Origin of the sequence: Streptosporangium sp. NPDC000509 (genome assembly GCF_042898365.1) — a bacterium.
In the GTDB taxonomy this organism is placed as follows: domain Bacteria; phylum Actinomycetota; class Actinomycetes; order Streptosporangiales; family Streptosporangiaceae; genus Streptosporangium.
This window is the reverse complement of sequence record NZ_JBIAYX010000021.1, coordinates 43,401-57,645: the sequence shown is the minus strand read 5'-3', so window position 1 is coordinate 57,645 and position 14,245 is coordinate 43,401. Positions and strand designations below refer to the sequence as shown.

At 68.8% G+C, this 14,245-nt stretch carries 12 protein-coding genes; 10 read left to right on the top strand and 2 right to left on the bottom strand.

Features of this window, described 5'->3' with window-relative positions:
• Positions 1-116: 116 nt before the first annotated feature.
• From ACFY3D_RS32260 to ACFY3D_RS32250, 3 genes are all read left to right on the top strand, one after another.
• Complete coding sequence (locus tag ACFY3D_RS32260) at positions 117-425, top strand: hypothetical protein (RefSeq protein ID WP_389986504.1); 309 nt, start codon at positions 117-119, stop codon at positions 423-425.
• 5 nt (positions 426-430) lie between these two features.
• Complete coding sequence (locus tag ACFY3D_RS32255; protein WP_389986501.1) at positions 431-1,546, top strand: NlpC/P60 family protein; 1,116 nt, start codon at positions 431-433, stop codon at positions 1,544-1,546.
• A gap of 170 nt (positions 1,547-1,716) precedes the next feature.
• Entirely contained in the window at positions 1,717-2,337 is a 621-nt protein-coding gene (locus ACFY3D_RS32250) for an L-threonylcarbamoyladenylate synthase (protein WP_389986498.1), read from the top strand.
• A gap of 215 nt (positions 2,338-2,552) precedes the next feature.
• Here ACFY3D_RS32250 and ACFY3D_RS32245 read toward each other — a convergent pair whose 3' ends face one another.
• Positions 2,553-4,868 carry an RICIN domain-containing protein gene (locus ACFY3D_RS32245; RefSeq protein WP_389986495.1) on the bottom strand — a complete coding sequence of 772 codons (2,316 nt, stop codon included), beginning with the start codon at positions 4,866-4,868 and terminating at the stop codon, positions 2,553-2,555.
• Positions 4,869-5,260: 392 nt separating this feature from the next.
• Positions 5,261-5,968, bottom strand: coding sequence for a hypothetical protein (locus tag ACFY3D_RS32240; RefSeq protein WP_389986492.1), 708 nt, complete (start codon positions 5,966-5,968; stop codon positions 5,261-5,263).
• Between the two features lie 246 nt (positions 5,969-6,214).
• Here ACFY3D_RS32240 and ACFY3D_RS32235 point away from each other — a divergent pair, with 246 nt between their 5' ends.
• The 7 genes from ACFY3D_RS32235 to ACFY3D_RS32205 all read left to right on the top strand — a co-directional run bounded on the left by ACFY3D_RS32235 (position 6,215) and on the right by ACFY3D_RS32205 (position 14,201).
• The gene (locus ACFY3D_RS32235; protein WP_389778289.1) at positions 6,215-7,246 is read left to right on the top strand and encodes a LacI family DNA-binding transcriptional regulator; all 1,032 of its coding nucleotides are present in this window, start codon (positions 6,215-6,217) and stop codon (positions 7,244-7,246) included.
• A 488-nt stretch (positions 7,247-7,734) separates the two neighbouring features.
• Positions 7,735-8,727 carry an ABC transporter permease gene (locus ACFY3D_RS32230; RefSeq protein WP_389986489.1) on the top strand — a complete coding sequence of 331 codons (993 nt, stop codon included), beginning with the start codon at positions 7,735-7,737 and terminating at the stop codon, positions 8,725-8,727.
• Positions 8,721-9,596: a carbohydrate ABC transporter permease gene (locus tag ACFY3D_RS32225; RefSeq protein ID WP_389778291.1), complete on the top strand. Its 876-nt coding sequence runs from the start codon at positions 8,721-8,723 to the stop codon at positions 9,594-9,596. The genes ACFY3D_RS32230 and ACFY3D_RS32225 overlap by 7 nt, the downstream gene beginning before the upstream one ends.
• A 50-nt stretch (positions 9,597-9,646) precedes the next feature.
• Complete coding sequence (locus ACFY3D_RS32220; protein WP_389986486.1) at positions 9,647-11,293, top strand: extracellular solute-binding protein; 1,647 nt, start codon at positions 9,647-9,649, stop codon at positions 11,291-11,293.
• 100 nt (positions 11,294-11,393) lie between these two features.
• Positions 11,394-12,071, top strand: a complete 678-nt coding sequence (locus tag ACFY3D_RS32215) for a hypothetical protein (protein ID WP_389986483.1) — start codon at positions 11,394-11,396, stop codon at positions 12,069-12,071.
• A 70-nt stretch (positions 12,072-12,141) separates the two neighbouring features.
• On the top strand, positions 12,142-13,281 hold the full coding sequence (locus ACFY3D_RS32210) for a Gfo/Idh/MocA family protein (RefSeq protein WP_389986480.1): 1,140 nt from the start codon (positions 12,142-12,144) through the stop codon (positions 13,279-13,281).
• The gene (locus tag ACFY3D_RS32205; protein WP_362921408.1) at positions 13,278-14,201 is read left to right on the top strand and encodes a PmoA family protein; all 924 of its coding nucleotides are present in this window, start codon (positions 13,278-13,280) and stop codon (positions 14,199-14,201) included. Before ACFY3D_RS32210 ends, ACFY3D_RS32205 begins: the two co-directional genes overlap by 4 nt.
• The last annotated feature ends 44 nt before the right edge of the window (positions 14,202-14,245 follow it).

Genomic DNA, 14,245 nt, shown 5'->3' with positions numbered 1-14,245 from the left:
GGATAGGATCGCCTCTTGGTGGACATGGCCGGACGGTGGGCAGGCAACCGGCCAACGAGCCAGATCGTCGTCCGGGCAGCCGGTCTCCCGGCGACCGCGGAGGGGAGTCGGCTCCGGTGGGAAGATTCGACCTGAACCGTGAGGCGCTGGCCAAGCTGCGCGTCACGGTGAACACCCAGGGGGGAAGACTCGCCGGCGTCGGCGACGACTTCCCGGCCAAGGGCGGCGCGAGTTCCTCGATCTTCGGGACCCTGGCGGGTGCCGAGGAGCTCGCCGACGCGATCGGCAGGGGCGAAGGGTACGCCGACCGGGAGCTGGGCACGGTGAAGAGCCGCCTTGACGGCGTCGAGCGTGCCCTCGACACCATCGAGGAGAACGTGACCAGAGCCGAGCGGAACACCGGTAACCACCTGCCCGTCCTATGACCGACATGAACGCCGTGGCGGCGCTGCCCGGAGGGCAGGTCCTGGCCGCGCTGGTGAAGAGGACGGACGGGGATCCCGTCGCGATCCGGGCGATCGCCACCCGGTGGCGCGGGGCGGCCGGCTCGTCCGCCGAGCCGTTCACGCTCCTGAAGAAGGCGGTCGACCAGGTGGACACCGCCTGGAAGGGCGCCTCCGCCGACGCCTTCGTGGCGTACATGCGGCGCTACCACAGTGCGGGCACCTCCCTGCGGGACACGATGGGCGACTGCGCGACCTCCCTGGAGGCCGCCGCCGGCGCCGTCGAGACGGCGAGGACGAACGCCGAGCGCGTCTGCGACGACCTGCTGGCCCGGGTGGCGGAATACCGGCGTCGCAACCCGCACGCCACCCCGGAGCAGCTCGAACCGGGCATCGGCGAGGAGGTCGAGAGGGCGGTGTTCCTCGTGCGGGGACACGTCGACTCGGCCGAGACCGCGCTGTCCACCGCGCGGCGCGAGATCGACAAGCATCTCGGCGACGCCACGGTGTTCTCCGCCATCCCGGCCGCGGGAGACCAGAGTTTCGTCCCCGGCCCCGGGCGCGTCACCCCATGGGTGCCGGTGGCCCGGGAGGACGAGCCCCGCACCACCGCGCTCGCCGGTACGGAACCCGGCTCGCAAGGCGGCAGCGGTGGCGGACAGGGTGGCGGGGGATCGTCGTCGGGGAACCACGAGGGCGGCTCGGGCGGTGGCGGCGGAGGAGGCCGGGCGATCCCGTTCACGGTGACCGGCGACGGCAGCGGAGCCGACATCGTGGCCGCCGCGAGGAGCCACATCGGCAAGCCCTACGTCTGGGGCGCGGACGGCCCCGACGCGTTCGACTGCAGTGGCCTGGTGCACGTCTCGCTGAACGAGGCGGGAATCAGGATCGGGGACAACACCGCCGCCGGATACCAGGCGAGCGGCAAGCCGATCACCGGTCCGCCGCAGCCGGGCGACATCGTCTTCTTCGGATATCCGGCGAGCCACTGCGGCGTCTACCTGGGCGACGGCATGATGATCGCCGCCCCGAAGCCGGGAGACCACGTCAAGATCCAGTCGGTGGCCGGCGCGCACCCCATCACCTACCGGCGCTTCACCTGAGCGTCCGTACGAGGATCGGATGAGGGACCGGCCCGGCCGGGAACCGCGGTGCCGCCGGGCCCGACACCGCCTCGGCGGGCGACCGGCCTCGGGCCATTCCTGGAGGCACGCGTGTCATGTTCGGGGCCCGTGTGTCGTACGGGGCGGTTTCCTGCTTCTAAGCTCGGGGGGTGGCGAAATACTTTGATGTGCATCCGAGCAGTCCCCAGCCCCGGCTCATCGGGCAGGTGGTCGATCTTCTACGTGCCGACGGGCTGATCGCGTACCCGACGGACTCGGGCTACGCGCTGGGTTGCCGGCTGGGCAACAAGGAGGGCATCGACCGGATCAGAGAGATCCGCGACCTCGGAAGTGACCATCACTTCACCCTGGTCTGCAGGGACTTCGCGCAGTTCGGTCAGTTCGTGCATGTGAGCAACGCGCTGTTCCGTTCGGTCAAGGCGGCGACCCCCGGCGGTTACACGTTCATCCTGCCCGCCACCAAGGAGGTGCCGCGGCGGCTGCTGCACCCCAAGAAGAAGACGGTCGGCGTCCGGATCCCCGATCACGTCGTCGTGCAGGCGCTGCTGGCCGAGCTCGGCGAACCGCTGGTGTCGAGCACGCTGCTGCTGCCCGACGAGACCGAGCCCCTGACACTGGGCTGGGACATCAAGGAGAGGCTCGACCACGCGGTGGACGCCGTCATCGACTCCGGCGAGTGCGGCGCCGTCCCGACAACGGTCCTCGACCTCTCGCAGGACGAGCCCGAGATCCTCCGCCGGGGCACCGGAGACCCGTCCCTCTTCGAGTAGGGATGCCGTGCGTGGCGCGGTCGACCTGTGGGGTGGCGAGTGGCGTTGCAGGACAGCGGTCGACTGCCACATCAACGGCCGGTGATCTCGAGTGGAGCGGCGATGGGCAGGTGGCCGCGGACGCGGGCACCCGCCCATCGGTCCGTGGCCCGGTCCGCGGTGTCAGGCGGTGCCGGGGCCGGGCCACGGAGGTCGGGGTCCGAAAGGGCGAAGGATCAGGGCAGGTAGATGTTCGGCTGCGGCGGGGTGGACATGCCGTCGCCGATGAAGAAGCCCGGGTGCGGTGGCTGGTTGTAGGCGGTGTTCTGCCAGGCCAGGGCGACCCGGTACTGCGGGTCGTGCAGCAGGGTGTGGATCTTGGTGGTGGTCACGGTCGGCGTGCTGTAGATCCGCAGCGCGGTGTTGTTCGAGGTGGGCCAGATGACCTCCTCGCGCCAGTCGCCGAGCAGGTCGCCCGAGAGGGACGGAGTGGACTTGGTGCCGTTGTTGGAGTGCACCCCGGAGGCGGTCAGCAGCCGGGTGTCCCCGCCGGTGCCGTACTTGTCGATGCGGGTGGCGTCCACCAGCTCGCGGACCGGGTCGCCGTCCCACCAGGCGAGGAAGTTGGCCGAGGAGGGGGTGCGGCCGACCGAGGCCCCGGAGGAGTTGTACAGGTTGCCCATGTTGGTTCCCGCGCCCCAGAACTCCGCTCCCGGGCTGCCCGCGTAGATGTCGGCGGCCACGCCGCGGCCGGGTCCCTCCACGCCGCCGTTGCCCGGACGCTGCCAGATGACCTGCCCGGTGCGGGCGTCGTGCACGTCGGCCGCGGGCTGGTCACCCGCCTCGTGGATGGTGAACACCTCCAGGCCGGACCGGCTCGGGATCAGGTCGCCCACGTGCAACGCGTCGCCGTGCCCGAAGCCGGTGCGGTACATGCCGACGCCGTTGTCGTCGATCGTGGCCGAGCCGTAGATGATCTCCTGTCTGCCGTCGGCGTCCACGTCGGCGATGGACAGGCTGTGGTTGCCCTGCCCGGCGTAGCCGCCGTTGCCCGAGGAGTTGGAGTCGAACGTCCAGCGGCGGGTCAGCGAGCCGTTGCGGAAGTCCCAGGCGACGACGACCGATCGGGTGTAGTAGCCGCGCGCCATGATCAGGCTCGGCCGCCGTCCGTCCAGGTAGGCGGTGCCCGCCAGGAACCGGTCCACCCGGTTGCCGTAGTTGTCGCCCCAGGAGGAGACGGTGCCGCGCGGCGGCTCGTAGTTGACGGTCGACATCGCCGCGCCGGTCTGGCCGTTGAACATCGTCAGGTACTCGGGACCGGCCAGGATGTATCCGGAGGAGTTGACGTGGTTGGCGCCGCCGTTGCCGATGGTGGTACCGCGGCCGTCGACCGTGCCGTCGGCGGTTTTCATCGCCACCTCGGCCCGGCCGTCGCCGTCGTAGTCGTACACCTGGAACTGGGTGTAGTGGGCGCCGGCGCGGATGTTGCGGCCCAGGTTGATCCGCCACAGCCGGGTGCCGTCGAGTTTGATCCCGTCGATGTAGACCGGGCTGGTGGTCCCCGACTGGGAGTTGTCCTTGGCGTCGTTGGGCTCCCACTTGAGCACCAGGTCCAGCCTGCCGTCGCCGTCCAGGTCGCCGGTGCTCGCGTCACTGGCCGTGTGATTGCCGCTGGGCGGGCTGATCGGCACGTCCAGGTAGCCGTTGCCGAAGCGCAGCGAGGTCTCCGAGTCCGCCTGCTCGGTGCCGCCGACCACGGCGCGCACCGTGTACGAGGCGTCGGCCGCGGCACCCTGGTCCAGGTAGTTGGTGGAGTCGGTGACGCCGGCGATCCGGGTGCCACCCCGGTAGACGTTGAACGTGGTGTCGCGGGACTCGGTGCCCAGCAGGCGCCAGGAGACCAGGTTGCCGTTGCCGGAGCGCACGCTGATCAGCCCGCGGTTCAGCTTCTCCATCTGCTTGGCGTCGCCGGGCACCGGGTCGGTGCCGCCGATCTTCACGAGTTGCCACTGCTGGTTGGCGCCGTTGAGGTCGGTGTACTGGGAGACGCGGCCGCCGTCGGCGGTGGACCATTCCCAGTTTTCGAGGGCTTTGCCGCTGTTGCGGTTGATCAGGCGGATATGGTTGGCGTCGCTGTCGACGACGCGGAACTGCTGGTTGGTGCCGTTGTTGTCGCTCCACTGCACGACGTTGGCGCCGTCGGCGGTGGAGCGGGAGGCGATGTCGATGACCTTGCCGCTGTGGCGGGAGCGCAGCCGGTAGTAGCCGCCACCGGAGTCGACGAACTGCCACTGCTGCCAGGCGCCGTCGTTGCGGGACCACTGGACGAGGGGGGCGCCGTCGTTGGTGGCGAGGTCGAGGACGTCGATGGCCTTGCCGCTGTGCCGGTTCACCAGGAGATACCAGGCACTGGTGTCGATCGTCGCGGCGGCGGCCGGGCCGGCGGCCACCAGTGACTGGCACAACGCGAGCAGCAGCGCGACGGCTGCCGCGCAGGCGATGCCGGTACGGCGGCGCACGCGTCGCGGGGGAGGGCTGGCGGGTCTGTTCACGGGGGGGTACCTCTCGTTACGGACGATAGGTCCACGAACGCGCGACGGATGCTGATGGCGCTGATGTTTCCGCCGGATGCCTGGAACCTCACAGGCGGGAAGGCGGATGTGTGCCAAGTGTTGGCATCGGCGTCACGGCCGTCAAGAGAGGTGCGAGATTCCCGGAGTCCCTGACGCGCGGCCGGTGTTCCGCATGGCTCTCGCGGTCATCGCCGGCCGGTGGCCACTTTGTGCGTCACCTGCGCTTCCCCGGCGGCCGGAGCCGCGGGCCGACGTCGTCTTCCCGCTTCGCAGCGGAGTCGGCTCGGTACTGAAAGTTTCAGTGCGGCCCGGCCGGGAGCGTGACTCCTTTGAGCCGTCCCGTCCTGGACGGCCAGGAGGAGTTCGGTCGCTCAGTCGTCGTGGTGGCCCTCCGGGACGCCGTCGGAGGTGATGGCGCCGTCTCCTGGCGTGCTCGTCAGGTAGGCGTGCTGGTGGCCGTTGCCGGCGTCGACGTTGAGCTGGTCGAGCTGGGTGGCCGCGACGGACCACATCGTGACGGCGGTGGAGCGCTGGCGTGCGGCGAGGTCGAGGAGGTCCTTGCGGGACCCCTCGGGGAGCCGCAGGCCGGCCGCGTAGGTGTCGACCGCGGTGACCAGAGCGGTCACCGCGCTGCGGAGTCCGCCGCGCGCCACGTTGGTCCCGGTCGCTCCCGAGGGGGTGGGGGCGTGCTTCTCCGCGGTCTCGCGGAGGATCCGCTGCCATTCCTCGACCCGCTCGCGCGCCGCCGGTGGCGCGTCGGAGGTTCCTTCCACCGGGAGTGCCTCGGCGAGCCCGGCCAGGATCTTGTTCAGGTCGTCGGCAGTCGTGCGCGCCAGGGTGGTCAGCTCGGTGATCTGCTGGACGTCTCGCTTGGCCTCCGCCTCTCGCATCTCGGCGATGGCGTTCTGGGTGGCGTCGGGGCGGCCGCTGTTGTAGCCGATCAGGGCTCCGAGGGATCCGGCTATCAGGGTGGTGGCGAGGACGGCGGCGACGTAGCCGGTCGCTTTCGACCGGCGGGTGTCGGTCTGGGATCGGGCCGCCGCCGGCCCGCCCGTCTTTCGAGCCACCTTCTGAGCCACTGACGACTCCTTTCCCTGATCTGCTCGCTCTCCTCCGGGAACCCGGTGGACAGCTGACGCCGAGATTACTGTTTTCCAGGATCTCCGTCCATTTTTGGCCGTATCATCCAGCGCCTTCGCCGCCGAGACGGCGAAAGGCCGGTGAGCGGGGGAGAACATCACCGCCGACGGCGCGTGAACGGTATCGCCCGGAGCGGAGCGAGGCTCGAAGTCCTGTTAGCGTTACCGCATGGGGGTTGAGCTGCTTTGAAGGCGAAATCGAATGACGGCCTGCCACGTTCCAGGCCCGCGGTGCTGGAAGACGTCGCCGCGCTCGCCGGGGTGTCGGCGATGACCGTGTCGCGGACCCTGAACGCGCCCGAGCGGGTGCAGGCGAAAACCCGGGAGCGGGTGCTGGCCGCGGTGCGGGAGCTGGACTACCGGCCCAACACCGCCGCACGTCAGCTCGCCACCGGACGGTCCGGGGTGCTGGGCGTGGTCAGCATCGACACCACCCTGTACGGTCCGGCCTCGACCCTCTACAGCATCGAACGCGCCGCCAGGCTCAACGACTACTCCGTGAGCATCGCGAGCCTGAGCATGCTCACCCGTCGCTCGATCGAGGAAAGCCTGCGCCAGTTTCAGTCCCAGTCGGTGGACGGCGTCATCATCGTCGCGCCGCACGAGTCGGCGGCCGACGGCCTGCGTCACCTGTCGTCGAAGATTCCGGTGGTCGCGGTCGACGCCGGGGCGGGCCTTTCCGTTCCGGTCGTCACGGTGGATCAGCGGGCGGGAGCCGCGCGGGCGACCAGGCACCTGCTCAGCCTCGGCCATGAGACGGTGTGGCATCTGGCGGGCCCGGCGAGCTGGATCGACGCCAACGGCCGGGTCGAGGGCTGGCGCGAGGTGCTGGAGGCCGGGGGGCATCGAGTGCCCGAGGTGTCGCGCGGGGACTGGAGTTCGCGCTCCGGCTACCAGCTCGGCCGGCGTCTGGCGCAGGACCCCGAGGTCACGGCCGTCTTCGTGGGCAACGACCAGATGGCGTTGGGGGTGCTGCGGGCGTTGCGCGAGGCCGGGCGGCGCGTTCCCGAGGACGTCAGCGTGGTGGGTTTCGACGATGTGCCGGAGTCCGCCTATTTCTGGCCTCCGCTCACGACGGTCCGGCAGGATTTCGAAGAGGTCGGCAGTCACGCCTTCCACGTGTTGCTCGACCAGATGGCGGGCAGGTCGAGCCAGGTACGGCGGCTGGTGGAGCCCGAACTCATCGTGAGGGAGAGCACCGGACCCTCACGGGGCTGACGTACCACCCGGTCGTCTTCGGCCGGCCGTGGTCGGCGCGGGGGCCGCGATCTTTCTGACCGCCGCGATGCCGGGGGCGTGCACCGGCGGGGAGACCGGGTGACCGGCTCGCTGATCGGGCTGAAACATTTCGGACGCGACGGCGTCGAATCACTCATGTCTGAGCTGCAGGTGAGGCGTGCGTGACCTTCACAGGTGACAGAGTCATCTGACTGATCCCTTGACGAGCCTTTGTAAGGCGCTTATATTTCCGCAATATTAATAAAAAATCTTGAAAGTTTCAGTCTCCGGATCTCCGATGCTTCTGTCCGACAGCGTCAGGTGACGCCGTCGCAGGCCGAAAGGATGGCATGCGAGAAAGGGAACTCCACGACCTGGATTCCGCGTCGAGTGGGTTCGTCCGGTGAAGGGGGCCCTGGGGAGCGCAGACCTCTCCTGCCGGCCGGGCCGAGCCGTCCAGGACGCCGGATGAGGCCGGGGGCCCGCGAATGAGCGCGACCAGGACGATCGACGCCTCGCCCGACAATCAGGATCCGCGCGAGGCGAGTCCCGGCCCGGTCCGCCGGAAGCGCACTTCGGGCCGCACCTGGCGGCAGGCGTTGCGTCACGACTGGCAGCTGTACTCGCTGGCGATCCTCCCACTGCTGTTCTTCGCGATATTCCGGTATCTGCCGATGATCGGCAACGTGATCGCCTTCCGGAAGTTCGAACCCGGTGGCAGCGTGCTGGGCGAGGAGTGGGCGGGCCTGCGCTACGTGCGGATGTTCCTGAACGACCCGACGTTCTGGCAGGTGTTCACCAACACACTGGTGCTCGGCGCCCTGACCCTGCTGTTCTGCTTCCCGATGCCGATCGTGCTCGCCCTGCTGATCAACGAGGTGCGGCAGCGGCGCCTCAAGCGGTTCGTCCAGTCGATCTCCTACCTGCCGCACTTCCTGTCGATCGTGGTCGTGGCCGGTCTCGTCATAGAGCTGCTCTCGGTCGACGGGCCGGTGAACCAGATCCTGCGCGCGGCGGGCGACGATCCCATCTCGTTCCTGCAGCAGCCGGAGTGGTTTCGGACGATCTACGTCTCCTCGGAGATGTGGCAGACCGTCGGGTGGGGGACGATCCTCTATCTCGCCGCGCTCACCACCATCGACGACCAGTTGTACGAGGCGGCGAGGATCGACGGCGCGGGCCGGTGGCGTCAGACCTGGCACGTGACCCTCCCCGGCATCCGGCCGACCGCGGTCACCTTGCTGATCTTGAATATCGGCGCGTTCATGGCGGTCGGGTTCGAGAAGGTCCTGCTGCTCTACAACCCGCTGACGTACCCGACCGCGGACGTGATCTCCACGTACCTGTACCGCATGGGCGTTGTTTCCAACAACTTCAGCTACGCCACGGCGATCGGCCTGTTCGAGGCCCTGATCGGGCTGATCCTGGTCCTGTCGGCGAATCTCATCTCCCGGCGCACGGTGGGGACGAGCCTGTGGTGACCGTGGACGCCTCCAGGGGCTACCGGGTGTTCCAGGCGGTCAACGCCGTCGTCCTGGCCGCCGTCGTGATCGTGACCCTGTATCCCTTCGTCAACGTCGTCGCCCGTTCGCTGAGCGACGAGGCCGCCATCCGCTCGGGTCAGGTCAACCTCATCCCTCGCGGGTTCACCCTCACGACGTACGAGTACCTGATCTCTGATCCGACGTTCTGGACGAACTACCGCAACACCGTGGTGTACACGGTCGTGGCCACGATGATCGCGATGTTCATGACCACCTGTTACGCCTACGTCCTGTCCAAGAAGCATCTCAAGGGGCGCAGGTTCCTGATCGGGATCGCCGTCTTCACCATGTTCTTCTCCGGCGGCATCATCCCCAACTACGTCCTGATCACCAGTCTCGGGATGAAGGACAGCATCTGGGCCATCGTCCTGCCGAACGCCATCAGCGTCTTCAATCTTCTGATCATGAAGGCGTTCTTCGAGGCGCTGCCGGTCGAGCTGGAGGAGGCCGCCGCGATCGACGGCATGAGCACCTACGGCATCCTGCTGCGCATCGTGCTGCCGCTGTCGAAGGCGGTGATCGCCACGATGGTGCTCTTCTACGCCGTCGCCTTCTGGAACTCGTGGTTCGCCGCCTTCCTCTACATGAGCCAGTCCGACCTCTTCCCGGTGACCGTCTTCCTGCGCAACCTGATCGCCGGAGCCACCGGCGCGTCGTCGGTAGGCGCCGACGCGACGAACATGACGGTGGCCGCCAACATCAAGGCGGTGACGATGGTGCTCACCATCCTGCCCATCCTGGGGGTCTACCCCTTCGTCCAGCGCTACTTCGTCACCGGTGTCACGCTCGGCGCGGTCAAGGGGTAGCCCCGCCGCCCGCACTCAACCCGTTTCCGAATCCGAGAAAAAGGGGCTCCATGTACCAGATGAACCGGCGTCAGGCGATGGTCGCGATGGGCGCCTTCGCCGTACTCGTGGGCTGCGGCAGTGACGACTCCAAGAAGCAGGCCGACGACCTCTCGGCGAACCGGGAGGGCGCGATGCCCGGCTACGGCGCCGGCACCGGGTTCAAGGCCACCGCCCCGCTCTCGTTCACCGTCCTGTACAACAACCACCCGATCTACCCGATCAAGAACGACTGGCTGTTCTGGTCGGAGCTCGGCAAGCGGACCAACGTGACGTTCCAGCCGAGTGTGGTACCGCTCAGCGACTACGAGAACAAGCGCAGCCTGGTGATCGGCGCGGGTGACGCCCCGCTCATCATCCCCAAGACGTATCCCAGCCAGGAGACCCCCTTCGTCGCCTCCGGCGCCATTCTGCCGGTGAGCGACTACCTGGACCTGATGCCGAACTTCAAGGAGAAGGTCGCCAAGTGGAACCTGCAGCCTGACCTGGACACGCTGCGGCAGTCAGACGGCCGCTTCTATCTCCTGCCCGGTCTCCACCAGGAGCCCTGGGTGGAGTACTCCCTGGCGATGCGCGCGGACATCCTGGAGGAACTCGGGCTGGAGATCCCGGGGACCTGGGAGGAGTTTCGCACCGTGCTGAAGGCGATGAAGGAGAAGTATCCCGACTCCTACCCCCTGTCCGACCGCTGGGGGACCCTCACGCCCGGCGCCAGCCTGCTGAACGTCATCGGCACCTCCTACGGCGCTCCCGGCGGCTGGGGCTACGGGGAAGGGGTGAAATGGGACCCCGCCCTGCAGAAGTTCGCCTTCACCGGCGCGATGGATCAGTACCGGCAGATGCTGGAGTATCTGCACACGCTGGTGGAGGAGAAGCTGCTCGACCCGGAGAGCTTCACGCAGTCCGACGACCAGGCGATCCAGAAACTGGTCTCCGGCAAGTCCTTCGTGATCAGTTCGAACGCGCAGACCCTGGTCAACGAGTACCGGCCGCCGCTGAAGAAGGCGAACCCGAAGGCGAGGCTCGTGAAGATCCCCGTGCCCGTCGGCCCGCTCGGACCCATCAAGTACGGCGCGGGCAACACCCGCCTGGAGAACGGCGTCATGATCTCCAAGAAGGCCCGCGACAGCAAGAACTTCGTCGCCATGATGCAGTTCATCGACTGGCTGTGGTACTCCGACGAGGGGCAGGCGTTCGCCAAGTGGGGCGTCGAGGGGGTCACCTACACCAAGGACGCGTCGGGGAAGTACAAGCTCACCCCCGACGTCGACTTCGTCGGGCTCAACCCCAAGGCGCCCAAGCACCTGCAGAAGGACTTCGGCTTCTCCAACGGCGTCTTCGCCTACGGCGGGTCCACCGAGCTCCTGCAGTCGACCTTCTCCGAGGAGGAGATCGCGTTCCAGAAGGAGATGAACGCGAGGAAGACCCTGCCGGTGCCGCCCCCGCACCCGCTCACCGACGAGGAGCGCGAGCAGGTGACGCTGTGGCAGACGCCGCTGAAGGACCACGTCACCCAGAACACGCTCCGGTTCATCCTCGGCAAACGCGATCTGAGCGAGTGGGACGCCTACGTCAAGGAACTCGAGGCGAACAACATGCGCGCCTTCGTCGACATGGTGAATGGCGCCTACGAGCGATACAAGAAGCAGCACGGTTGACAGCCACCCCTGCCGGAAGGAGAAGGGCTACCCCCGCGGGAACTCCCGCCGCACCGCCGGCCGCCCACCAGGACGAGGGTTTCCACACTGGAGATGTTCGATGAGCGACACGACGGCCGGAATCCGGTTCGGCGAAGGGCCCCTGGCGCGCGCCTGCGCGCTCGTCTACACCCTCGCGGTGGTCGAGTCGCTCTTCCTGCTCACGGCCGTGCCCGGCCTGGCCGGGCTGGTGCTGCTCAGCCGCGACGCCGGCAACATCCCGCTGGCGGCGCTCTGCCTGATCCCGGCCGGTCCCGCCCTCTCGGCCGCGCTGTACGCGCTGCACCACCGCCGCCTGGATCTCACCGATCTCCGTCCCGGGGCGGCGTTCTGGCGTGGCTACCGGGTCAACCTCCGAGGGGTCGTGAAACTCTGGGTCCCCTGGCTGCTGTGGATGGCCGTCATCGGATCGAACCTCGCCGTCGCCGGCGTCGGGGGATGGTGGGCGGTGTCGTCGGTCGTCATCGCCGTGGCGGCGACCCTCTGGATCGCGAACGCGCTGGTGATCACCTCTCTTTTCGCGTTCCGCGCGCGAGACGTCGCCCGCCTGGCCGCGTACTTTCTCACCCGTTCCCCCCGGGCGTCGCTGGGCAACGCCTGCCTGCTGGTCCTGGCGGCGACCGTCACGCTGATCGCCTCCGAGGTGGCGGCGGTGCTGCTCGCCTCGGTGCTGGCCTCGCTGCTCCTGCTGAACGGCCGCACGATGATCGCCGAGGTGAGGGAGAGATTCACGGCCTGAGCGCCGAGCGTCGAGAGGTCGCCTCCACCGTCAGGTGGCCGCCGTCAAACCCAAAGGAGTCTCACATTCGATGACGAAGAGAACACCCGTACGGGTCGCGATCGTCGGCACCGGCGGAATCGCGACGGTCTGTCACCTGCCCGCGCTGAAAGCCCAAGGCGACCGGGTGCGGATCGTCGCGGCCTGCGACGTCGACACCGAACGCGTCAAGGCCTTCTGCGCCGAGAACTCCATTCCCGGCGTCCACACCGACCTGGCCGAGATGCTGGAGGTCGCCCGGCCCGACCTGGTGCACCTGTGCACCCCGCCTGGGCTTCACGCCCGGCAGGCCGAGCAGTGCCTGCTCGCCGGGGCGTGGGTGTGGCTGGAGAAACCCCCGTGCCTGTCGCTGGCCGAGTACGACACGATCACCGCGGCCGAGCAGGCCGGCGGCGCCTACGCCAGCGTCGTCTTCCAGCACCGGTTCGGCGCGGCGGGCCTGCACGCCGCGAGGCTGATCGCCTCCGGCGAGCTGGGCCGTCCCCTCGTCGCGCACTGCAGCACCACCTGGTACCGGCCGCACTCCTACTTCGAGGTGCCCTGGCGCGGGCGCTGGGACACCGAGGGCGGCGGCCCGACCATGGGCCACGGCATCCACCAGATGGACCTGTTGCTGACGTTGCTCGGCGACTGGTCGCAGGTCACCGCCATGGCGGGGCGCCTGGACCGCGACGTGCAGACCGAGGACGTGTCGGTGGCGAGTGTGCGCTTCGACAGCGGGGCCCTGGCGACGATCGTCAACAGTGTGCTGTCGCCGCGGGAGGAGAGCTACGTGCGCGTCGACCTCGTCGAGGCGACCGTCGAGCTCAGGCACCTGTACGGCTACGGCAACGACGACTGGACCTACACCGCGGCGCCGCATCTGACCGGAGCCGCGGACGGCGCGGCACGCCAGGAGCGCTGGTCGGCTCCCGGCTCTGAGACGCGCAGCTCCCACACCGCGCAGCTGACCGCGCTGCTCGACGCCTACGACCGGGAAGAACGGCCTCCGGCCAGCGGCCACGACGGGCGCCGCACCCTTGAACTCGTGACGGCGATCTACCGTTCGGCGTTCACCGGGACAACGGTGGCGCGCACCGACCTGACCCCCGGCGACCCCTTCTACCACCGGCTGCACGGCGACGTCGACGGCTGGGCGCCGACGGCCACCACAGGAGGAAACCGATCGTGACCTCGACCGAATCCGCTCTGGCACTGACCCGTCCGGACGACACCGCCTTCACCCTGACCGGGCACGGCGTCGAACTGCTCGGCTACACCTTCGGCTCCGACGCCGCGCCCTCGGAGTGTCCGGCGCCCTACTTCCATCCGCTGCGTACCCTGGGCGGTCAGGTCGTCTCGGGGCACCGGCCGCACGATCACCGCTGGCACAAGGGTCTGGCCATGACCCTCTCCCACCTGTCCGGGCAGAACTTCTGGGGCGGCCCCACCTTCGAGGGCGGCCCCGGACACGGCTACGTCCAGCGCGACAACGTCGGGACCCTGCGCCACGAGGGATTCGACGCCCTGGAGTGCGACGGCCGGGAACTGACGTTCACCGAGCGGGTCACCTGGCTGACCGCGCGCGGTGAGCGGTGGATCACCGAGCTGCGCACCGTGCGCGTCCACGGCGTCGACCTCGCGAACCGATCATGGATCCTGGAGTTCGGCACCGAGCTGACCAACGTGCGCGGGCAGGAGCTCAGGATCGGCAGCCCCACCACGGCGGGCCGGCCCAACGCCGGATACACCGGCCTGTTCTGGCGAGGGCCCCGCGACATGACCTGGGGAGGCATCCTGGCCGAGGGGGACCTCGAAGGCGAGGAGGTCATGGGACGCAGAGCGGGCTGGCTCGCCTACGGCTCGCCGCACGACGAGGTCGACGCCGCCTCCACCCTGATCTTCGAGCAGCACCCGGACAACGCCGACGCGCCCACCCACTGGTTCGTGCGCAACCAGCCCTTCCCCGCGGTCGCCCCCTCTCTCGCCTTCCACGAGGAACTCGTCCTGCCGGACGGCGACACGCTGGCCCGCCGTTACCGGATCGTCGTCGCCGACGGGCTGTGGGGGCGGGACACCGTCGAGGGCCACCTCAAGGACAACCCATGGTGATCTTCGTCGGGACCGCGGTGTCCTGGCCGAAGAGCGGCGCCCGA

What these genes read in the sequence shown, in the direction of transcription:
- ACFY3D_RS32210 (WP_389986480.1), top strand. Translation starts at nt 12,142, where the DNA reads ATGACGAAGAGAACACCCGTACGGGTCGCGATCGTCGGCACCGGCGGA.
- ACFY3D_RS32215 (WP_389986483.1), top strand. Translation starts at nt 11,394, where the DNA reads ATGAGCGACACGACGGCCGGAATCCGGTTCGGCGAAGGGCCCCTGGCG.
- ACFY3D_RS32255 (WP_389986501.1), top strand. Translation starts at nt 431, where the DNA reads ATGAACGCCGTGGCGGCGCTGCCCGGAGGGCAGGTCCTGGCCGCGCTG.
- ACFY3D_RS32220 (WP_389986486.1), top strand. Translation starts at nt 9,647, where the DNA reads ATGTACCAGATGAACCGGCGTCAGGCGATGGTCGCGATGGGCGCCTTC.
- ACFY3D_RS32230 (WP_389986489.1), top strand. Translation starts at nt 7,735, where the DNA reads ATGAGCGCGACCAGGACGATCGACGCCTCGCCCGACAATCAGGATCCG.